This is a genomic window from Actinomadura sp. NBRC 104425 (assembly GCF_030269545.1).
Lineage (GTDB): Bacteria > Actinomycetota > Actinomycetes > Streptosporangiales > Streptosporangiaceae > Spirillospora > Spirillospora keratinilytica.
The window spans coordinates 209,022-230,274 of record NZ_BSTN01000004.1; the positions used below are offsets into that span (position 1 = coordinate 209,022).

General features: G+C 70.7%; 14 protein-coding genes. 7 read left to right on the plus strand and 7 right to left on the minus strand.

The genetic code is table 11. From position 1 onward, the window contains the following. Positions 1–72: 72 nt before the first annotated feature. Genes QSK22_RS08790 through QSK22_RS33710 form a run of 3 tightly spaced genes read left to right on the plus strand, consistent with a single transcriptional unit; the run spans position 73 to position 6,097 of the window. On the plus strand, positions 73–3,288 hold the full coding sequence (locus QSK22_RS08790; protein WP_285493518.1) for a type 2 lanthipeptide synthetase LanM family protein: 3,216 nt from the start codon (positions 73–75) through the stop codon (positions 3,286–3,288). A gap of 5 nt (positions 3,289–3,293) precedes the next feature. Beyond that, on the plus strand, positions 3,294–4,232 hold the full coding sequence (locus tag QSK22_RS08795) for a Nif11-like leader peptide family natural product precursor (RefSeq protein WP_285493519.1): 939 nt from the start codon (positions 3,294–3,296) through the stop codon (positions 4,230–4,232). Beyond that, the gene (locus QSK22_RS33710; RefSeq protein ID WP_352231424.1) at positions 4,229–6,097 is read left to right on the plus strand and encodes an ATP-binding cassette domain-containing protein; all 1,869 of its coding nucleotides are present in this window, start codon (positions 4,229–4,231) and stop codon (positions 6,095–6,097) included. Before QSK22_RS08795 ends, QSK22_RS33710 begins: the two co-directional genes overlap by 4 nt. A gap of 675 nt (positions 6,098–6,772) precedes the next feature. On the opposite strand, the gene QSK22_RS08810 is transcribed toward QSK22_RS33710, so the two are convergent. The 5 genes from QSK22_RS08810 to QSK22_RS08830 all read right to left on the minus strand — a co-directional run bounded on the left by QSK22_RS08810 (position 6,773) and on the right by QSK22_RS08830 (position 11,857). Next, on the minus strand, positions 6,773–7,132 hold the full coding sequence (locus QSK22_RS08810) for a hypothetical protein (RefSeq protein ID WP_285493520.1): 360 nt from the start codon (positions 7,130–7,132) through the stop codon (positions 6,773–6,775). A 467-nt stretch (positions 7,133–7,599) separates the two neighbouring features. Further along, positions 7,600–8,037 carry a DUF6210 family protein gene (locus QSK22_RS08815; RefSeq protein ID WP_285493521.1) on the minus strand — a complete coding sequence of 146 codons (438 nt, stop codon included), beginning with the start codon at positions 8,035–8,037 and terminating at the stop codon, positions 7,600–7,602. 17 nt (positions 8,038–8,054) lie between these two features. Beyond that, positions 8,055–8,762 carry a hypothetical protein gene (locus tag QSK22_RS08820; RefSeq protein ID WP_285493522.1) on the minus strand — a complete coding sequence of 236 codons (708 nt, stop codon included), beginning with the start codon at positions 8,760–8,762 and terminating at the stop codon, positions 8,055–8,057. A gap of 432 nt (positions 8,763–9,194) precedes the next feature. Beyond that, the gene (locus QSK22_RS08825) at positions 9,195–10,193 is read right to left on the minus strand and encodes a helix-turn-helix domain-containing protein (protein ID WP_285493719.1); all 999 of its coding nucleotides are present in this window, start codon (positions 10,191–10,193) and stop codon (positions 9,195–9,197) included. Positions 10,194–11,680: 1,487 nt separating this feature from the next. Further along, on the minus strand, positions 11,681–11,857 hold the full coding sequence (locus tag QSK22_RS08830) for a hypothetical protein (protein ID WP_285493523.1): 177 nt from the start codon (positions 11,855–11,857) through the stop codon (positions 11,681–11,683). 197 nt (positions 11,858–12,054) lie between these two features. Between QSK22_RS08830 and QSK22_RS08835 the strand changes: the two genes are divergently transcribed. From QSK22_RS08835 to QSK22_RS08845, 3 genes are all read left to right on the plus strand, one after another. Continuing rightward, entirely contained in the window at positions 12,055–13,503 is a 1,449-nt protein-coding gene (locus tag QSK22_RS08835; protein ID WP_285493525.1) for an arylsulfotransferase family protein, read from the plus strand. A gap of 10 nt (positions 13,504–13,513) precedes the next feature. Beyond that, the gene (locus QSK22_RS08840) at positions 13,514–14,554 is read left to right on the plus strand and encodes a type III polyketide synthase (protein ID WP_285493526.1); all 1,041 of its coding nucleotides are present in this window, start codon (positions 13,514–13,516) and stop codon (positions 14,552–14,554) included. A 114-nt stretch (positions 14,555–14,668) separates the two neighbouring features. Further along, complete coding sequence (locus tag QSK22_RS08845; protein ID WP_285493527.1) at positions 14,669–15,334, plus strand: sulfotransferase family protein; 666 nt, start codon at positions 14,669–14,671, stop codon at positions 15,332–15,334. 450 nt (positions 15,335–15,784) lie between these two features. Here QSK22_RS08845 and QSK22_RS08850 read toward each other — a convergent pair whose 3' ends face one another. Then, on the minus strand, positions 15,785–16,270 hold the full coding sequence (locus tag QSK22_RS08850) for a hypothetical protein (RefSeq protein WP_285493528.1): 486 nt from the start codon (positions 16,268–16,270) through the stop codon (positions 15,785–15,787). A gap of 647 nt (positions 16,271–16,917) precedes the next feature. Further along, positions 16,918–18,558 carry a glycoside hydrolase family 64 protein gene (locus tag QSK22_RS08855; protein WP_285493529.1) on the minus strand — a complete coding sequence of 547 codons (1,641 nt, stop codon included), beginning with the start codon at positions 18,556–18,558 and terminating at the stop codon, positions 16,918–16,920. A gap of 606 nt (positions 18,559–19,164) precedes the next feature. On the opposite strand from QSK22_RS08855, the gene QSK22_RS08860 reads away from it, so the two are divergent. After that, complete coding sequence (locus tag QSK22_RS08860; protein ID WP_285493530.1) at positions 19,165–21,249, plus strand: bifunctional phosphatase PAP2/O-acyltransferase family protein; 2,085 nt, start codon at positions 19,165–19,167, stop codon at positions 21,247–21,249. The last annotated feature ends 4 nt before the right edge of the window (positions 21,250–21,253 follow it).

A 21,253-nucleotide genomic window follows, 5' to 3' on the forward strand; every position in this document is an offset into this window, starting at 1 on the left:
GACGACCAGCCGGTGGGCCGACATCGGTCGGCCCGCCGGCCCGTACGGACCGACAGAGCGAGGAACCCCGGAGTGACCCCACTCTTCCCCCTGGACATCGCGGCCCGCGCCGCGAACCTCTCCGAGCAGGCCCAGGTCGTCTCCGAACTCGGCCCGGCCGACGGCGCCCCGCCGCTGACGGAGTTCGACCGGTGGCGGATCGACCGGCTGGCGGACCGGCTGGCCGCGCGCTTCCACAAGGAGAGCACGCGGCGGCCGGGAGCGGCGCGGTACACCCGAGACTCGCTGACCGGGCTTCTGACCGAGTACCGCCGGCACGAGCTGGCGCTCACCGGCCGCGACGACGACCTCGGCCGCATCCTCCCCGAGCTGCAGCGTGAATGGCTGCCGACGTACGAGGCGGCGCTGCGGGGGCTGGAGCGGGCCGGCGACCGGGCGACGGAAGAGAGCTGGCGGGGGTTCGACACCTACTACGGGCGGCTCGCCATCGCCTGCGAGCCGTTCCTGACAGAGCTGGGCCGGCGGCTGGGCGGGGCGCTGGCGGAGGAACCCGGCCGTCCGGCCCTCGTCATCGAGCCCCAGATCGTCGACGACTTCCAGGCCCACCTGCTCGGCCGCTTCGAACTGGCGCTGGCCTGGGCGGTGGAGGCCGACGCCAAGGCCTACTGCGCCGTGCACGGCATCGACCCGGAACAGGCGCCCCAAGAGGACTACCTGGCCTACCTCGACAAGACGTTCGCCGACACCGCCTCCTACCACCGCTTCTTCCTGGAGTTCCCGGTCCTCGGACGGTGGCTGGCCCACGTCACCGAACTGCTCGCCGCACACGGCCGAGACATGATCGCCCGGCTGCGCGCCGACGCCGAAGCCGTGGCCGAGGCGTTCTTCGGGCAGCCGATCACCAGGGTGCGCACCGTGCGCCTGGGCCGCTCCGACATGCACGCCGGCGCCCGCAGCGTGGCCATCGTGGACGTCACCCTGGCGGACGGCGCCGAAGAGTCGTTCGTCTACAAGCCGCGCTGCGTCCGAGGCGAGGCCGCGCTGCAGAAACTGCTGGCCCGGCTGCGCGACGAGGACGTCCTCGGCTACGCGCCCCGCGCGGTGCTGCCCAGGGACGGATACGGCTACGAGGCGCTGATCCCGTCCGGACGCAACCGGGTCGACACGCGCGAGCAGGCCGAGCACGTGTACGCCGAGCTCGGCGGCTATCTGGCGATCTTCTACATCCTCGGCGGGGGCGACCTGCACTTCGAGAACGTCCTGGTCGCCGACGGCCACGCGTTCATCTGCGACTGCGAGACCGTGCTCGGCGCCCCGCCCAAGGGGCAGCCCCGGCCGTCCGGCACGCTGATGGACTCGGTGTTCAAGACCGGTCTGATCGAATGGCCCACCGCGGCGGAGGACGACACGGGCATCCGGCTCAGCGGCTACTCCGGCGGCGCCTCCTACCAGCTGCCGATGCCGGTGCCGCAGGTCAACGACCGCCGGATCTCCTTTGCGGCGGCCGTGACGCACCGCACGGGCGTGCGGGTCGAGCCCGGAGCACCCAACCGCGTCTTCATCGGCGACGAACTGACCCGCGCCGAGGACTTCACCGACGCGATCAGGGCCGGCTTCGACCGCGTGTACCGGTGGTTCCAGGACGACCCCGACCGCGCCATCGAATGCGTGACCGGCCTGTTCGCCGGAACACGCGTGCGCTTCATCAACTGGAGCACGCAGGTCTACGCGCAGCTTCTGGTGGCCTCGCGGCATCCCAAGTGCCTGATGGAACCGCTGGAGGTCGACCTGCTCGTCAACACGGTGCGCACCTTCCCGCGCAACTGGGACGCCGACGGCGTGCTGCCGCCCTGGGAGCTGGCGTCGATGTGGCGGCTGGACGTGCCGATGTTCACCGTGGACGCGGGCGGCGACCGGCTCGTCCACGACCACCGCGACGAGATCGCGGCCACGCTGGAGACGACCCCGCTCGACCATGCCGCCGCGCGGATCCGGCGGCTGTCGGAACGCAACCGGGCCCAGCAGGACCAGTACATCGCCGCGGGCCTGTCCGGCGGCGACGTCACCAGCCCCGACTTCGCCGCCACCTGCGTCGAGCAGGCGAGCGCCCTCGGGCTGCGGCTGTGCCGGATGCTGCGCGAGCCCGGCCGCGCGCCCTGGACCTCCTACATCATCACCGGCGACGGCAAGACCGAAATCGACATCGAAGGCGACCTGTACACCGGATCGGCCGGAATCGCGTTCTTCCTGGCCCACCTCAACGAGGCGGACCCGCGTCCGGAGTTCCGCCATGCCGCCGAGCGCGCCCTCGCCCACGCCCTCGACACCGGCGACCGCAGCCGCATCGGCGCCTTCGCCGGGCTCGGCGGGTTGATCTACCTCCTCACGCACCTGCACCACCTGTGGAACGACCGCGCGCTGCTCGACCGCGCCGTCCAACTCGCCGACGAGACCGCCGGGCTGATCGAGCAGGACCGCCACTTCGACGTCTTCCACGGCGTGGCCGGGCTCATCCCGGTGCTGCTCGCGCTGGCCGACGCCACCGGAGGACACGGCCTGGACCACGCGCACCGATGCGCCGCGCACCTGCTGCGCCATGCGCAGGCCGACGGCGACACCCTGTCCTGGCCCAGCCCCGAGCCGGACACCGTGGTCGCCAACCTGACCGGCCTGTCGCACGGCGCCGGCGGCATCGGCTGGGCGCTGATCATGCTGGGGTGCCGGGACGACCGCGCCGGCTACATCGACGCCGGTCGGCGCGCCTTCGCCTACGAGGCCCGCCATTTCGACCATGACGAACAGGACTGGTACGACCTGCGGCGCATCGCGGGCGGCCGGTTCCGCAACGGGCGCCACTACGCCAACGCCTGGTGCAACGGCGCCGCCGGCATCGGCATGACCCGCATCCATAGCTGGGCCCTGCTCGGCAAGGACGACGACACCATGCTCCACGAGGCCCGCCAGGCGCTCACCGCCACGATGCGCGGCTTCCCGCGCCTGATGAACGACTCGCTCTGCCACGGCCGATCGGGCAACGCCGAGCTGTTCCTGCGTTTCGCCGAGCTGAACGACGAGCCCGCCTTCCGGATGGAGGCCAACGTCCAGGCCCAGACGCAGTGGCGGAACCTGGAGGACGCGCGACCGGGCCCGGAGTCGGGATTCTTCCCCGGCCTGATGCTGGGCCTGGCGGGCTTCGGAATGCACTTTTTGCGGCTGGCCCGGCCCGAGAGCACCCCGTCGGTCCTGCTGCTCGACCCGCCGAACCGGCCCATCCCAGCCAAGGAGTGAACACGATGTCCGTTGAGTCCTGCACCCGGTTCCTGCGCCTCACCGTGGAGGACCCGCAGGTCCGGCAGCAGATGAAGGCGTTGACCGGGGCCGCGGAGGTGATCCGGCTCGCCCGTGCCGGCGGCTACGACTTCACCGTCGGCGACCTCATGGTGGCGTCCACCCAGGCCGCCCAGGCGGAGGCGCACAACGCCGCGGAGGCGTCGAAGGCCGAGGAGGCGCAGAAGGCCGGGGAGCCCGCCCCGGCCGCGGAACGCGCGAAACCGGCGGCGGGCGAGGTCTACCACCACGAGTACGACTTGAGCGAGCTCCCCGGTTTCGGCCCGGTCATCGACGAACTGCCGCGGCTCAAGATCATGCCGCCTACGGTCGACCTGACCCGTTTCCACGCGTCGTTCCGCGAGGAGGACCTGCAGTCGACCTCGCTCGCGCCGTCCAGCCCCGAGTACCGGGCCTGGCGCGACCGGGCCGCCGCCGAGCCCACCGGGGATGTCAGGCGCGACTTCCACCTGATCAACCTTGACGACCACGTCGCCCACCCCGGCTACGACGACTATCTGGCGGCCAAGACCCGCGTCGTGGCCGCGCTGGAGAAGGTCTTCGGCGACGAAGTCCGGTTCTCCGGCAGCATGTGGTACCCGCCGTCCTCCTACCGGCTCTGGCACACCAACGAGGACCAGCCGGGCTGGCGCATGTACATCGTCGACTTCGACGGCGACTTCGCCGACCCGGAGCACACGTCCTTCTTCCGCTACCAGAACCCCGCCACCGGCGAGCTGGTCACCCTGCGGGAACGTCCCCGGATGGCGCGGTTCTTCAAGATCGAGCAGGAGCCGGACCGGTTGCTGTGGCACTGCATCGTCAACCCGACCGAGCGTCACCGGTGGAGCTTCGGGTTCGTCGTGCCGGAGCACTGGGCCGAGCGCCTGGCGGAACACTCGTGAGCCTGCGGCCGGGCCCGGCGCCGGCGTCCCTGCGAACCGGGGCCACCGTCCCGGCGATCAGGGCGGTCGGCCTGCGCAAGCAGTACGCGGACGTCACCGCGGTCGACGGAATCGATCTGACCGTGGCCCCGGGCGAGAGCTTCGGGTTCCTCGGCCCCAACGGCGCGGGCAAGACGACGACGATCGCGATGCTGTGCACGCTGTCCGCGCCCACGTCGGGCCTGGTCGAGATCGCCGGACACGACACCCGGACCGACCCCGCCGGCGCCCGGCGCAGCCTCGGCCTGGTCTTCCAGGAGACCACCCTGGACGGCGACCTCACCGCAGCCGAGAACCTGCGCTTCCACGCCGACCTGTACGACGTTCCCGTCGCCGAGGTGCCCACCCGCATCGAGGAGACCCTGGCCCTGGTCGGGCTGACCGACCACCGCGACCGGCTGGTGCGCACCTACTCCGGCGGCATGCGGCGGCGGCTGGAGATCGCCCGCGCTCTGCTGCACCGTCCCCAGGTCCTCTTCCTGGACGAGCCCACCATCGGCCTGGACCCGCAGGCGCGCGCCCAGGTCTGGCGGTACCTGCGGCAGGTCTGCCGCAGCGAGCGGGTCACGCTCTTTTTGACCACGCACTACTTGGACGAGGCCGACCAGTGCGACCGCATCGCGATCATCGACGGCGGCCGCATCGTCGCCGAGGACAGCCCGGACGAACTGAAATCGGTCCTCGGCGCCGACCGGATCGACCTGCGCACCGCCGACGACGCGGCCGCGGCGCGGCTGCTGCGCGACCGCCTCGGCCTGGCCGCGACCAGCGGGCCGCGCGGCCTGTCGCTGCGCGCCACCGACAGCACGCGGGTCCTGCGGCAGGTCTTCACCGAACTGGACATCCTCGTCTATGAGGCGAAGGTCGTCCCGCCCAGCCTCGATGACGTGTTCCTCCACCACACCGGGCACCGCATCCGCGACGACGCCCCGGCCGAACCCGACAGCCCACCCACCGACCCCGGGCATCTCGCCGAAGAACCGCCGTCCGTCACGCCGCCGTCGGCCGCGCCCGCTCCCGGTGGCCTGCGCGCCGAACTGCGCGCCCTGCGCATGATCTGGCGCCGCGAGCTGCTGCACTTCGCCCGCGACCGCACCGGAACCGCCGTCTCGCTGCTGCAGCCGCTGCTCTTCCTGTTCGTCTTCGGAGCCGGCGTGGCCGGTCTCCTGCCGTCATCCGGCGGGCCCGCCTACCAGCTGTTCCTGTTCTCCGGCATCCTGGTCATGGCGGCCCAGGGCCCGGCCGTCGCCGTCGGCTCCTCGGTGCTGTGGGAACGCCAGAACGGCTTTCTCCGCGAGATGCTCGTCAGCCCGGTCCGGCGCAGCACGCTGCTGATGGGCAAATGCCTGGGCGGGACCACCGTCGCCACCTGCCAGGCGGCGCTCCTCCTCACCGCCGCCACCCCGATCGGCATTCCCTTCGACATCGGCCTGTACGCACTGCTCCTGGTCGAGCTTGCGCTGACCACACTTGCCATGACCGCCTTCGGAGTGCTGGCGGCCACCCTGGTCGGCAAGCCGCAGACCTTCGGAACCGCACTCACCGTGCTCATGGCGCCGCTGCTCTTCCTGTCCGGCGCGATGTTCCCGCTCGCCGCCATGCCCGCCTGGATGGCGACGCTCGCACTGATCAACCCGCTCAGCTATGCGGTCGACGGCATGCGCCGCACCGTCGCGGCCTATCTGCCGGACCCCCCGGCTCCGCTGTTCCAGCAGCTGACCTGGGGCCACTGGCATCCCCCGCTCCTCGCCGAATGGGGACTCATCACCGTCGGCGCCCTCCTCGGCCTGCTCCTGGCCGCCCGCCGCTTCTCCCGCCCCACCTGAGAAAAACCACTGGGTCGAAAAGTTCGCGGCGTCGAGGGACGGACCATCCCCGCGTGCGCGGGGCTGACGCCGTACTCGACGCGCTCACCGACGCCGACGTGGGACCATCCCTGCGTGCGCGGGGCCGACGTGGAGTTGGCGACGGTGGCGAGCTGGTTATGGGACCATCCCCCGCATGCGCGGGGCCGACGCCTGCATCGGCGCGAAAAACGCCTCCTGTGCGGACCATCCCAGCGTGCGCGGGGCCGACCGGTAGCGGGCCGCGATCGAGCAGTGAACACCCACCTCCCGCCCCGCAAGGGCTGGGCGGGCGACAACGGCCTGATACGCGCCCAGGCGGCATCGAGCAGCTCATGAATGAGGCACCACAGCGCATCATCGAACCCACGGCAAGATCGACCGCAGCAGGACACCCACGTTCCACCGGACGCGTCCCAGGCGATGTCTGGTAGAACTCGGCATTATGTGGGGGAGCGTCGGCCGGGTCGTCAGCTGCGAGTCTGCGGCTTCGCCGCCGTCATGTGCGAGGGGGCCGGGGTGGCGGCCGCTCTGCCGACGCCGCAACGTGGTCGGGATCGCCATGGTCACCCACTGGCTGCGGGCCCATGTGAGATGGGGCGAGGGGAACGTGCCCTGCTGTTGCCCCGGGGGCGCGGGGCTTTCAGGGACGCTGTGTCAGTTGCTCTTAAGGTAGGCGTAGCACTCCACCTCGGCGCGGTTGTAGGTCAGGCCGCGCTGCACGAAATCGCGCACGCAGGCCCGCTGGTGGGCGCTGAGGTTGAGCTTGCCGCACACGGTCACGCTCGAATACGTACGGCAGTTGAGTGCGGAGTTCCAGGCGCCGATCCTGTAGGTCTTCCGGACCTCAGCGCGGCAGTTCTGCCGCGCGGTCTCACTCCCGGCGTATCGGCACTGGTTGATGAGCGTCCGATACTGCTCTCGGCTGACGGGCTCCTTGCCGGCGTTCGCGAGGGCGGCACCGCCGCCCGCGAAGGCCGTCGCTGCGAGCACGACAGCAGAGATGATCCACTTCACTGCGTCTCCTTCCGGTTACCGGGTCGTGCCGGTATGCACTGCCCACTCTCCGCCAGCCAAACCCTGCCGACTCGGTATTTTGCCGACGAAACGTGCATACAGGACCTCTGTCCCCAAGGGGCGCCAAGCTCTCAGCAACCCCAATGAGCACCACATGCCCCGGACGCCGGCAACGCCCCCCACCGCGTCGGTGAGCCGCGTCATCCCGTCCATCAGTCTGGTCATTTCCAGCCGCTTCAGGGGGACGGCTGGAAGTGTGCGCGGCACCCAACGACACGGAAGTGCGCTGCGGGGTGCGAACCACCGGCCTTCGCCCTCGACGCCAGCGCCCTGCTGTGCTGTTGACTTCCTCCCCTGCCTGGAGGCGGGGGATTCCGACCGTCTCCGGTCGGTCTTCCTGCTTCACAGCCGGTCGCCTCGCCCCGAGAAGACTCCCGATGAGGTCTTACACCAGCTCCACAGGCGTTTCAGCTCTCCGCCAGCCCGGCGGCGAGCACATTCGTGGCCGCGTTCACGTCGCGGTCGTTGACCGCGCCGTCCGGGGTCAGTACCGGGACCCAGGCCTCATCCGTGTCCGCCATGCGATTCTCGTCCAGCTTCAAAGCGTGGGGTTCTTCGGTATGGCCGTCACATGCCCAGAAGGTGATGCCTTCCACGCCGTCCCGAAAGCGGTCGCGCTCCTGCGCAGACCAAGAACGATGCCAAGCTCCGGCGCCGCGAAAGTGCCGCTCGAACAGCGTTCGCAGAGAATCCAGGGCATCGGGACCGAACACAGGCACCAGATAGCCCTCGACCTGGCCCTGCCGACAGGCCGTACCGCCGTACTGCTGTTGGTAGATGACGCCGGTCGGTGCTTCCACGACCACGTACAGCCAGCCGTCGGCCATGCCGTCGGGGTCCAGCAAGACGTACCTGCGGAGATTCAAGACACAGTGTCTTCCGCAGATGGGACCGCCTCGGCGGGCGTCGCCCTTTCCCGCAGGTGCTTGCGCACTTTCCGTACCGCGAGCATGACGACGCCCCCGAATGCGTCTTCGTCCACGTTGCGGTGCTTGATCCTGGTGAGGATGACCCGGACGGGCGGGGTTCCGAGCTCGATGCGGAAGACCTCGTCCACGGCGTCCACGTATGCCTGCCTCCCATCGACCCGGCTCACGAACTCGTAGTTCTTCGCCGGTTCGAAGTCGACGGTGATCTCGGAGAAGTAGGAGTCGCCGCGAACGTACGTGCCCGATTTCCGAGCGTGCACGCCGCGCACCGGCTCCGCCAGTTCGAACTGCACCCTGTGGTGCAGTTCACGCACCGTGCAATGGGCGGCCGCGGCGAAGCCTTGCTCGCTGCTGTCGAGCGTGTGGTGGACGAAGCGGGTGAGGACCACCCGGATCGCGGCCTCTCCCAGGTCCGCCCGCATGGCGTCGGCGAAGGCGTCTTTGAAGCGGCGGTCGTCCTCAGCGTGCAGGCGCAGGATGTCCGCCCAGTGCCCGTCATCGGTCAGTCCCGGCGACCTCTCGGGGATCTGCGCAGGCGCGTTGTCGACGAACTCGTAGGTCTCGGCGGGTTCGAAATCCACGCCGACGACCGCGAACGTGCTGAAGCCGCAGCCTCCGTTCTTGACGTTTCTGAAACCCACGTCGCGAACCGGTCGTCTCAGCATGGGGCCGAGCCTGGCGAAGTGTGAACCACGTTGTCAAAACGATTTCGCTGTGCGGACCACCATGCCGTGGAGTGCGGCATCAGCCGCCTCGAGTGCCACCGGGGCATGGCCACTCGCTACGACGAGCTCGCCGTCCGCTACCGGGCCGTCCTGGAGAGCACCACCATCAGCGAATGGTCCACCCACTTCGAAACACGACCCAGGCGGAACTCTCGCGGGGCGGGCGTGGCACTGCCTGGTGTGGCACCAGCGGCCTGCGACGTGTCGCGAATCTCGGTGATACCCCGGCAGGTACGCGAGCTCGCCGTCCCGGCCACTGGAGAAATGCCGCACCGTCTGCACTGCGCTCGCATTCGATGGGGACGGGTAAGCACAGTGGCCGGTCGGCGGCCTCACTGGCGCGAACGGTCACGCGGAGCCTTCGGCGGTGTCCTCCTGGGAGGACGGCTGGGCACCGACGTCCGCGCGAAGAGCGGCGATCAACCACTCGAAGCAGGGCACGACCGGCGGCTGCGGCTGCCGGCCGTTGATGATCGCAAGAAGCTGCCAGTACCGCTCCACCCGGGCGTCGGTGAACGTTTCGAGTTGCTCCAGCATTGTGGCCCGGTGTGCGGCCGGGGTGTCCGGCGGGATGATGCGGTCCAGAACCGCCTTTCCCTGGGTCGAGTCAGGCGGCGTCCCCTCGGCCAGTGCCCGTCCCGCGTGCTCCACGACCGCCCGGTAGTCGACAGCGAGCTCCAGCTCGTCGGCTTCCGCCCCGGCGGTCGCCATGGCACGAACCCGGTTGCGGAAGTCGTCGTCCGCGACGAGCTCCCCGAGTTTGATCCACGCGTCGACCTGTTCGGGCGCAGGGTCATCGGGCAGTTCCGCGGGCAGCTGCCGTATGCTCCGCGCGATGCGCATCGCGGGTGTGTCGGGATCGACGCCCTCGATGACGCTCTGGACGAAATCGTCGATGATCTGTTGCCGCTCCTGTGCGGACAGACGGGCCAGTTTGTGCATGAGCATGGTCTCCTCGATCGTGGTCGCCCGTTGGGCGATCGTGCTGAGCACCGCGCGACGCTGCCGCAGGATCCGGATCTCCGCGTCCAGTGCGGCGACCTGGGTGGCCGCCACCTCCGCAACGGTGACGGCCCGGGTCAGCAGCGCGCGCACCGTGTCCAGTCCGAGGCCCAGTTCCCGCAGTGTCAGGACGAGTTCGAGCCGGGCCACCGCCTCCGCGTCGTACAGGCGGTATCCCGCGGCGGACCTGCCCGCGGGCGGCACCAGCCCGGCATCCGACCAGAACCGGACCGTGCGCACCGACGCGCCGCACCGAGCCGCCAGCTGCCCGATTGTGAACAGTTCCGCGCTCGTGCTCATGGGGACGACTATGCACCTTCCAGTCGCTGGAACCTCAAATCGCATCGCCGAGGCGACGTTCACCTTGCCTGGCAACCGAGGGAACATCGCCTGCCGCGGATTGCGATCTGGTCCGGAGGGGATGAGGACCAGGCACAGCCCCCACGCCGCAGGGGCCCGGCCATCACCGGGAGGCGATTGGACGCGTCCAGGTTTGGGCGGTGAAGGCGTGGCCTGGCGACTCATTGCAGAGCTGTCCCCGCCCGCCACCCGCCTTCGCGCCCGACACCCACGCCCGCGCCGACACCGCCCATACACGCCCGTGCGCGACCGGCACCCGGCTGGCCGTTTCGGATGGACCGGTGTCACCGCGTCCGCCGTGGTCTGTGACGTTCACCCGTCGCGGTGTCTGTGACCGTCACGGATTCCGGTGCCGGGCCGTGTGGTCGTTCCTTGTCGGCTGGCTTAACGCCGGGCTGTGCCCGAGCACTGCTGCCGCCGTGCACCCGGCACCGTGCCGCGTCGGCGTTGCCCAAGTCGCCTCGCGTGCGACCAGCGGCATCGTCGCTATGGAAGACGGATGGCGTTGCGCATCTGCTGCGGTTGGTGACACGCATCGTCCGCGGCGTCTGCAGGTCGCGGGTTTCGTTACGGGGCCGCGGTGTCGGGGGTCTGCGATGCCGGCGGTCGCGGCTTGGGGACGGCTGGTATCCGGCTTCGGTTCCGGCGAGCGTTACGGCCGGGGGCGGCGGACGGCCGTCGCAGCCGCGTCGGCGTACCCGCGGACCGGCGATGGCGCCTGGGGACGGCGACAGGGGCGTTTTGGGCAGCGGATCCGCTGGGGTCGCGACGAGAACGCTGTGAAGTCCGTCGAGGTGCTGTTGAGGGGCGTCCGCCGGGGGCGCGGCACAAGGCGTGCACGGACCGGGTGTGTTCAGGTCACTGCGGCAGGCGGCCGACTCCGGTTCGGTGGTTCGGGTGTCCTCTCGGCCCGTGTGACGGCGGAACGAAAATCGAATTGAAGGGGCGGCTGTGCGATCTCGATAATGGCGGCGGCTGTGCAGCGGAACGTCTTTCACTTCGTTGCCGGCCCCCTGGTTGCTGTTGTTCGACTCGGTCGTGTGCGCTGCAATGGCAAGCAATAAAAACTAAATCGGTCGGTTTAGCCGGCTTTTCGGGTAATGGATGATGACGTCGTACGGGTTTCGCCGGGGTTGCATGGCCGCATCCGGTCTGACCATAGGACGGGTTGCCAAGATTGATTAGCATCAACCCTGGTCATGGGACGGTGGTGAAAGCGTTCAGCCCGCTGCAACCCAGGCCGCGGAGAAGGAGGGTGTCACGTCCTTGGCTGAGTGATGGCGCGGCATGTAATCCTCGGTGTCATCGCCTGCCCTCGGCGGGATGCTCTCCGGCGTGCTGACCGCTGATCAGCACCGATCAGCGGATTCGTCTTGTTGAGAACACAGATATTCGCCGTTTCGGCAAACGGAATGTTCAAGTAGTCGATCTCAGATCACCCGGCGTCCGTTCCGTTGCCGACAGGTGTTGTTTCAGATGCTAAGGAGCGCCACTTGCAATTCGTAACCGAACAAGCCGATCTCTATCCCGCCGAGCAGGGGCCGGCCGGTTCGCCGCCGGTCGGGGAACTCGCTGTGGATCTCGGCGCGCCGCTCCCGGCGGGAGGCGATGACGGTCTGCGTGCCGGGCTCCGGCAGATCACCGGGCACCGGCCGGAAGGTGCCGAGAAGGGGGCGGCCGACCAGGCCGTGAAGGCCGCCGCGGAGGGCGGCAAGGGCGCCGCCGGAAGCGTCGGCTCCTTCGTTCCGATCAGGTTAGGCCGCAGGACGTCCCCGGCTCGGGTCATCGGTGCCCGGACCGTCGGGGCCGGGCCTTTCGGGGCGGCTCGCGGCATGGAGGTGTGGCGTTGCTCCTCTCGCTGATTCGGCGGCGGATCATCCTGCTCAAAGGCCTGGCCGTATCGGCCGCGCCGCTGCTGGCGGCCGGTCCGGGAGTGTTCCTGGCCGTCGGTGCGGCGTCGGCCTCGACGGCCGCGCCCGACGCCCCACCTGAGATCACGGTGGGCGTCCATCGGCCCGGCACCGCGCCCGGCCTGCTGTTCGTGGGACCGCAGGATCCCATGGTGATCACGGCGCGCGGACCCCTGATCGTCGATGACCGCGGGCGGCCGGTGTGGTTCCGCCGGATTCCCGACGGATACTTCAGCAGCGACTTCCGCGTGCAGACCTACCGGGGCCGGCAGGTGCTGACCTGGTGGGAGGGCGTCCAGACCGTTCCCGGGGCCGGCATCACCAGCGGAGCCGGTTACATCGCCGACTCGCACTACCGCATCATCGCGAAGGTGCCGGCCCTCGACATGCACGAATTCCGCCTGACCCCGCGCGGAACGGCGCTGGTCATCACGTACCGCGAGGTGCCGTACGACCTGTCGCCGGTCGGCGGCGCCAAGGACGGCGTGGTGTTCGACAGCATCGTCCAGGAGATCGACGTGCAGACCGGTGAGGTGCTGCTGCGCTGGAGCAGCCTCGACCATGTTCCGCTGACCGAAAGCCAGCTGAAGCCGGCGCCGGGCCCCAATCCGTTCGACTACTTCCACGTCAACTCGATCGACATCGACACCGATGGCGACCTGCTGGTCTCCAGCCTGAACACCAGCACCGTCTACAAGATCGACCGCAGCACCGGCCGGATCGTGTGGCGGCTCGGCGGCCGCTCCAGCACATTCGCGCTGGCGGACGGCGCGAGTTTCAGCCGACAGCACGACGCCCGGGCGGTGGGCGGCGACACGATCCGGCTCTTCGACAACCAGGGGCAGCACGGCCTGTCCCGCGTGATGTGGATCAAACTGGACCGGAAACGGCGCCTGGCCACCCTGGTGCGGCAGATCGTCCACCCGCAGCCGAAGGCGGCCGCGACGATGGGCGGCGCCGCTGGGCTGCCCAACGGGAACACTGTCGTCTCCTGGGGCAGCGCCGGCGGCTTCTCCGAGTTCTCCAGGACCGGCGAGCTGCTGCTGGACGCCACGTTCGCCGACGGTTTCAGCACCTACCGGGCGTACCGGTTCCCGTGGCACGGACGTCCCCTGACACCGCCCACCGTGTCGCTGACCGGCTCGACCGCCCGCGTGGTCTGGAACGGCGCCACCGGTGTCGTCCGCTGGCGGATTCTCGCCGGGCCGTCGCGAACCGCTCTGCGACCGGTCGCCCACATGGCCTGGAACGGGTTCGACACCGCCGCCGAGCTGCCGTCCGTGGCCGTGTCCGGTGCGCGGTTCGTCAAGGCAGAGGCCCTCGACGCACGCGGCCGCGTGATCGGCGCGTCGGCCGTGACCCCGGTCCGGGCCGCCGGGCTGTGAGGAGGACGCCGTGTCGCTGACAAGGATCGTCGACATCTCCTTCTGCGCACCGCCGTTGGTGAGCACCGAGGAGTTCGCCAAGCTGTTCGCCGCCGACACCGGCGGTGACGACATCGCCCGGGTGGTGCGCAACTCGGCCATCGACACCAAGGCAATGGCGGTGAACCCCTTCGTTGAGGACCCGCGATGGTGGCCGACCCGCGCACGAATGGACCGCGGCCTGCTGGAGGCCCGCGCCCTCGCCGCGGAGACCGTCTCGCTGGCGCTCGGCCGCGCCGGCCTGCGACCGGACGAGATCGGGTTCCTGGCCACGGTGACCACGACCACCCACTCCGCGCCGGGGCTGGACGCCCTCGCACCCGCCTTGGGGATGCGCGACGACACCGCGACGCTGTCGCTGGGGCCCATGGGGTGCTACGCGGCGCTGCCCGCCCTGTCGGCGTGCCGCGACTGGGTCGAGATCCACAGCAGGCCCGCGGTGCTGCTGGCCGTCGACCTGTTCTCCCCGCACCTGCAGCCGCCCCCTTACGACAAGGAGAAGGCCGTCTGCCTCACCCTGTTCGGCGACGGCGCGGCCGCCGTGGTGCTGATCCCGGACGGGGACCGCGCGCACGGCATGGAGATCGTCGACACCCGGCAGCTCACCGTGCCGGCCCATGCCGACGACCTCCAGGTCCACGTCGGGGACCTGGGGATGTACATCCGGCTCGCGCCCACGATGCCGGAGGTCGTCGCCGCGGCGGTGCGCGGGCCCGTCGACGCGTTGCTCGCGCGGCATCGTCTCGACGGCGCCGACATCGCCTGGTGGGCGGTGCATCCGGGCGGCCGCCGCATCATCGACCGGGTCGGCGAGGTGTGCGATCTGCCCGAGACGTCGTTGGCGGCGTCCCGCGCGGCCATGCGGGACTACGGCAACACCGCCGCCCCCGCCGTCCTCGGGGTCCTGGAGCGCCTGCAGAAGGGCAGGCCGCTCCGGCGCGGGGAATACGGCGTCGCCATGGCCTTCGGCCCCGGAGCCACGATCTGCGTCATGCTGCTCCGCGGCGCCTGAGGACACCCGGCGCAAGGCCCGGTGGCGCGCGTCCCGTACCCGGACCGGGCCGGGACGGGCGGACGGCGCCGGGCAAGGCGCCGCATCCGCCGAACCAGACTTCAGGGAGTCACCATGCTGGAAGTGATCGGCGTCGGATTCGGACGCACCGGAACACTGTCCCTCAAGGTCGCACTGGAACGGCTCGGGTTCGGCCCGTGCCACCACATGCTGGCCCTGTTCGACGATCCCGGCCAGATCGCGCTGTGGAAGCGTGCCGCCCGGGGAGAGGCGGTGGACTGGACGGAGATCTACCGGAACTACCGGTCGACCGTCGACTGGCCGGGCGCGCGGTTCTGGCGGGAGATCGCCGACGCGTTCCCCGCCGCGAAGGTCGTCCTCACCACCCGTGACCCCGACAGCTGGTACGACAGCGCGTTCCGGAGCATCTACGAGGCGGCCATGGCGCCGCTCCCGGAGTCCGGGGTGGACCCCGCGTTCGCCGCGTTGCGCGAGATGTCCCACGAGGTGGTGTGGGAGGGGGTGTTCGGCGGCCGTTTCGCCGACAGGGACCACGCCATCCGCATGTTCACCGAGCACAACGAGGCGGTGCGGCGCGCGCTGCCCGCCGAACGGCTGCTGGTCTTCCAGGCGGGCCAGGGTTGGGAGCCGCTGTGCGGCTTCCTGGGCGTCGAGGTTCCCGACGAGCCGTTCCCACGCTGCAACAACCGGGAGGAGTTCGCCGAGTTCATCGAGGCCCGCCGTGCGGGCGGTGCGGGCGTCGCCCGGCGGTCCCCGTGACACCGCATCACCCGCCGGCCTGACGCGGTCGGCACGCAGCGCGGCCCGTATCCAGCCACCCCGTGGTTTCGAGTGCGACTGCGGCGGCAGCCGGGTCGTCCGCCGCCGGCGATGGGTTCGTGGGGTCGCCGCCGCCATCTGCGAAGCGGACCGGGGTGGCGGCCGCACGCCCATCTCCGATGCGGCCGCCCTGCCGGCGCTGCAACGTGGTCGGGCGCTGTATCGATCGGCTCAAGTGACGGTCGGTATCGCCACCCGCTGTGCCGTATCTGTGGGTTGCCGCACTGCGCGGTGGGCCACGGCTTCGGTCGGCGCCGCGGGCCGGCCGCGGCGGCGCGGCGCGGGGCCGTTCGCGGAGACGTTCGGAAGGCGGTGACCCCGGCGGCGGGGCCGCAGGGGTCACCGTGCGAGGGGTGGACTCACCGATGCCGGGTCAGCCGCATCCGGCGGTCACGGTTGCGTGAAGACGTAGGTGACGCTGACGGTCACGTTGCTCACGCAGAACAGGCCCGATCCCGTGACGGGCCGGTCGGTGAACGTGACGGTGGCCGGGGGAGCGGATCCGGTGTAGGGGCCGCTCAGGTTGCCGGTGTAGGTACAGCCGAGAGCGGACATCTTGAAGCCGTTGATCTCGGTGGTGCCGCTGGTGAAGCTTCCGCTCCAGGGGAAGCCGGTGGGCGTGACCGTGACACCGCATCCGGTGGCGGTGGCCCCCGTGACGGAGAACGCGCCGGTGTCGGTCATGGTGCCGGTCAGGGTGGAGCCGCTGCAGGTGGCGACGGTGGTGCCGCCCACCTTGACCACCAGGCTGTTGGCGTTGGCCGTGGCGGTGAAGGGGCCGTTCGTCCAGTTGTCGGCCCAGGCGGGGGTGGCCGTCAACGCGACGGCGGCGGCGGAGGCCGCGGTGAGCGCGGCAAGCTTGGTTGCGCGGGACATGCGTCTTTCTTTCTGCAGTGGGCGCGTGAAACACCCGGGGTGGGATGTCGGTCGAGCCGACGGATGTTCGGTTTCGCCCATGTCGCTGGGCGGTGTCGGGCCCCGCGTGCCTCGGGACCGTTCTGTGTCGGGGACGGTTGTCGCGGTCGAGGTCTTCGTGTCCTGGCAGTCTCCCTCCGTTCGCAGCGGTGTGGATCCGAATCGAACGTAAGCGCGCTCGGAGAACCCGGCAATACACAAGCGCTAGCTTGGTATGGCCGGATTGTGACGTCTCTCACATTGCCGAAACTGGTCTGCTCGATGGCGTCCGCGTCCCGACGCCAGGAACAGGGGAGACGCGGTGAACCGCCCCAGTGGGCTTGCCCGCCCTGCCTGCCGGACTCGGGAAGCGCCGCGGCCGTCGGCCGTCGGCCGTCCGGGCGACTTCGCCCGCGCCGGCCGTAAGTGACGGCAGGAACGCCCCATTGTCGCCTGCCGATGCTCCTCCGCCGGCCGCCGGCCGCCGCGCCGCCGGCGACTGATGCCCGCCCGTCCGAACGCCCGCCCAGTCTCCTCGGCGCCGGCTGGTGGCCGCCGCCCGGGCAGAGCCGAGTGGGGCGGTACGTGTTGCACGTACCGCCCCTGTCGTCACGCGCGGCTGTTGCCGCTCAGCCGCGGCGCCATTTCTGGTTGGCGCCGCCGTTGCACTCCCACAACTGCAGGGCGGCTCCGTCGTTCGGGTTCCAGTCCTTGATGTCGACGCACTTGTTCGCCTGCGGATTCACCAGATCGCCGGCCTCGCTCAGCACGAACTGCTGCGCCGGGTTCCCGCTGCAGTTCGCGATCTGGATGACCGCGCCGTTGTCCCGCGACCCCCAGGCCACGTCCATGCACTTGTCGTTCTGCGTGCGCAGCGTGCCGTCGGTGAAGGTCCACTGCTGGGCGGCGGTGCCGTTGCACGTGTAGGTCTGCAGCGGCACGCCGTCGCTGAAGTTGGCGGCCGGGACGTCGATGCACTTGTTGTTCCAGTTGCTCACCAGCGCGCTGGTTCCGCCGTCGGAGGAGCCGCCCGAACCGAACGGCGTCAGCGTGATGGAGGCCGAGCGCGGGTCGCCGTTGTGCACCAGCGACTCGAAGTTGCCGACGTCGTCGAAGGGGAACCCGTACGCTTTGCCGTCCACCATGTTGGCGTGGATGATCCGCGAGTAGTGGTTGGTCAGCGAGCCGCGGTAGAACTCGGACGGGTCGTAGCTCGGCTGGGTGTCGATGGTGCCGAGCGTGGAGCGGTGCAGGGCCGCGCAGACCGTGCGTGCGATCGGGCCCTGGACGTTGTCGTTGGGGGCGAAGAGGGCCCCGCTGCAGCCCCACACGTCCGCGGTGCTCGGCTTGGTGATCGAGTGGACCTGGTTGCCGGAGGCGTCGGTGAAGTACATGACGTTCCCGGACGTGCGGCCGAAGTACTTGACGTCCGGCTGGTCGCGGAACGGCACGACGGTCAGTGTCTTGCTGGTGAAGGCGTTCCACGCGCTGTCGATGTACGAGGCGAGGTAGTTGCTGTCGAGCAGTCCGGCGTCGGTGGCCTTGCCGGGGGCCAGCACCCGGAGCACCGTGCCGTCGCTGCGCGTGTACACCGTGTTCTCCCAGCCGGGCTGCGCCTTGATGGCGTTGATCACCTTGTCGCGGCCGCCGTCGACGAGTTGGCCGGTCCGCTGGGTCGTCCCGTCGGCGCCGGTCACGCTGACGGCATGCGGGATCGCGAACTGGTCGACCTGCGTGCTGTTGAGCCACAGGCCGGCGTCGTTGTAGGTGAGCTCGCTCCAGTCGAAGAGGATGTCGCGGTTGGGGTCCCCGGCCGCCCACGGCGCGGGCTGCACCAGGCCGTCCGGGGTGAGGTAGAGCTTGAGCTTCTCCCCGAAGGAGAAGTACACCCGGCCGGACAGGAAGCGCGGGATGTAGATGGTCGTGCTTGCGCCGTTGGCCGGGCCGGGGATCGACACGTCGGGCGCCGCGGACGGCGGCTGCGAACCCGCGGGCCAGGCCGAGAACGCCCCGCTCTGGTTCACGTAGCCCAGCTTGCCGCCGGGCCGGAGGTCCTGGCCGAGGACGTAGAGGTACACCGGTTCGCTGCGTCCGGTGTTGTTGGTGACCGTGATCGGCAGCAGGTCCGGTCCGACGGCCTGCACCTGCGTCGCGCCGGCCGCGACGGTGAGCGGCAGCATGACGGTCACCGCGGCCAGCCAGGTCAGCAGTCTCCGGCCGGCGGACCTCAGTGTCCCTGTGACGGGGGGTTTCTTCGCTTTCTGTGACATGGCGGATCTCCATGGGAGTCGTGGGGGCGGTGTGTGCGGCACCGCCCCCGGCCGTCGATGGCGGTCTCGTGCGGAATCAGCCGAGGCGCGTGCGCACCCGGCGCTCGACCTGGGCCGCCGCGGCTTGGTGGGCCAGGCGCACGCGCGCTTGCGCGGCGGTCAGGTGCAGATCGCGCTGCAGCACCTGCTGCATGGACTTCCCGGACGGGACGGGGGTGGAGAAGAACCATTGGGCGGGGCGGCGTGGGCGGCCGCGGAGGGCGGGACGAGCGCGGCGGCGGAAAACGCCGCGCAGGCCGGCACGGTGAGTCTCATGACGATCCTTGGGAGCGGGGGCAGATCGTGAGAGCGCTCTCTGTTAAGAGACCTTACAGTTAGAGGCGCGGCAAGATCTACCGTTTCGCCGGAAATGTCGCCCAGGCTGCGAGTTCGCGGCCTCCGATCGGCGCGGATCCCCCGCCGGAGGGTGACAGAAAGGACGAGCCGGACCATCTGTCTCCGAGGTGGCCGTCCGCGCGGGGCTCGCCTGGCGCGAGGGCCTCGATCATCGCTCTCCGTGGTGACATGCATGCGTACAGGAAGGGTGAACGGGTTAGAGAAGATCATGTGACCGTCGAAACGTCGGCCCGGCCCGCGCGCGGAGCCGGCCTGTCCCTGCCGCGCGAGCTGGCACTGGGGCTGGTGCTGTTCGCCCTCTACTGCCTGGTCGACCTCCTGCCCGCCGGAGACCGGGCGGCCGCGGCGGAGGCGAACGCCCGCGCCCTGTACGCGTGGGAGCGGTCGCTGCACATCGACCTCGAACGGCCGCTCAACGCGTGGCTGGCCGGACACGACACGCTGACCGTCCTGGCCGACTACGAGTACGCCGTCACCTACCTGGTCACCACCGCACTCATGCTGGCCTGGCTGTACCTGCGGCGCCCCGACCGCTACCGGACGGCCCGCACCTCGTTCGCGCTGGTCAACCTGTTCAGCGTCGCGGTGTTCGCGCTGTGGCCGGTCATGCCGCCCCGGCTGATCGCCGACCTCGGCTTCGTGGACACCGTCGTCACCGAGGGCACCTGGGGTTCGTGGGGAACCCCGCTGGTAAACCACGCCAACCAGCTGGCCGCGATGCCGTCGCTGCACGTCGCCTGGGCGGTGTGGGTGAGCGCGGAACTGGCCCGGGCGGGCGCCGGCAGGGTCCCGCAGGCGGCGGGCGCGCTGCACGTCCTGGTGACCGTGCTGGTGATCGCGGCGACCGCCAACCACTTCCTGCTGGACGTCGTCGGAGCGGTCGCCGTCGTCGGGGCGGCGATGTGGGCGGCGGGCCGTCCGGCCAGGGCGCGCCGGCGGGTGCGGCCGCCGGACGCGTTCTTCCTCGCGGTGGAGTCCGCCCGGGCGCCCCAGCACGTCGGCGGGCTGATCATGCTGGACGCCCCCGACGGCTCGGTGCAGGCCGCCGATCTGGCCGCCGTGGTGCGGGCGCGACTGGACGGGCTGCCCCGGCTGCGGCAGCGGCTGTCGGCGCCCGCCCGATTGCGGCGGCCCCGCTGGGTGGACCATCCGGACCTCGACTGGGACTGGCACGTGACCGCGATGACGCTGCCGTCCCCCGGCGGTGACGAACGGCTGGCCGAGCTGGTCGCCGCGCTGCAGGCCGAACCGCTGCCGCGCGACCGGCCGCTGTGGCGGCTGATCGCGGTACGCGGCTACGCCCCCGACCGCACGGCCGTCGTCTTCCTGATGCACCATGCCGTCGCCGACGGCATGGGCGTGATCGCCCACGCGCTGAGGCTGGCCGGCCCGGGCCGCGTGGACCTGCCGACGGCGCCCCGCCCCCGCAACCCCCTGGGCACGGCGATCGGACTGGTCCAGCTCGCCGTCGACCGGCGGCCCCGGAAAGCGCCGCTGCCCGAGCCGCGCCCGGGGCGGCGGTCCTTCGCCTGCTTCCGGGTTCCGCTGCCGACGGTGCGGCGCATCGCCCGGCGGCACGGGGCGCGGGTGACCGACGTGATCCTGTGCGCGGTGATCGGGGGACTGCTGCGCGCGGGGCCCGCCCCCGCAGGCCCGACGCTGCGCGTCGCGGTGCCGCTGATGACGCGCACCGCCCGCACCCCTCCGGAAGGCAACCACACCGCCGCCGTCATGGTGGACCTGCCGTGCGGCCCGATGGCCGAGGCGGAGCGGCTCGAACTGATCGCGGCGGCCACCGGCAGGCGGCTGCGCACCGGCACCCGAGCGCTGGCGTCCGCCTTCGTCATGCAGCGGCTGACCCGACTGCTGCCGCAGCCCGCGCACGCCGCGTTCGCCCGGTCGGTGTACGGGGGGCGCTCCTTCCAAGCCGTGGTGTCCAACCTGCCCGGCCTCGATGCGCCGATCACGTTCGCCGGCGCACCGGTGCTGGCGGCGCATCCCATCGTGCCCACCGCGAAGGGCGCGCCGCTGGCGGTGGGCGCGCTGGGCTGGAACGGCCAGCTCGGCTTCGGGGTGAGCGTCGATCCCGCGCTGGTCGCCGACGCCGGGGCGCTGTGCCGGGCCATGACCGGTGTGCTGCTGGAGCTGTCCTCGAGCGGAACCGGCATGGTAACGCCGGCGCGTCAGCAGCGAGGAAGGGACGGAGCGTTGGCCGGCCCGTGGCGAGGCGACGCGGGGCGGGGGAGGACCGGGCCGAGGACGCCACGGCCTTCCGGCAGGCCCCGCCGGCGGTGAGTTC

What these genes read in the sequence shown, in the direction of transcription:
- QSK22_RS08795 (WP_285493519.1), top strand. Translation starts at nt 3,294, where the DNA reads ATGTCCGTTGAGTCCTGCACCCGGTTCCTGCGCCTCACCGTGGAGGAC.
- QSK22_RS08825 (WP_285493719.1), bottom strand. Translation starts at nt 10,193, where the DNA reads ATGCGATTTGAGGTTCCAGCGACTGGAAGGTGCATAGTCGTCCCCATG.
- QSK22_RS08845 (WP_285493527.1), top strand. Translation starts at nt 14,669, where the DNA reads ATGCTGGAAGTGATCGGCGTCGGATTCGGACGCACCGGAACACTGTCC.
- QSK22_RS08850 (WP_285493528.1), bottom strand. Translation starts at nt 16,270, where the DNA reads ATGTCCCGCGCAACCAAGCTTGCCGCGCTCACCGCGGCCTCCGCCGCC.
- QSK22_RS08855 (WP_285493529.1), bottom strand. Translation starts at nt 18,558, where the DNA reads ATGTCACAGAAAGCGAAGAAACCCCCCGTCACAGGGACACTGAGGTCC.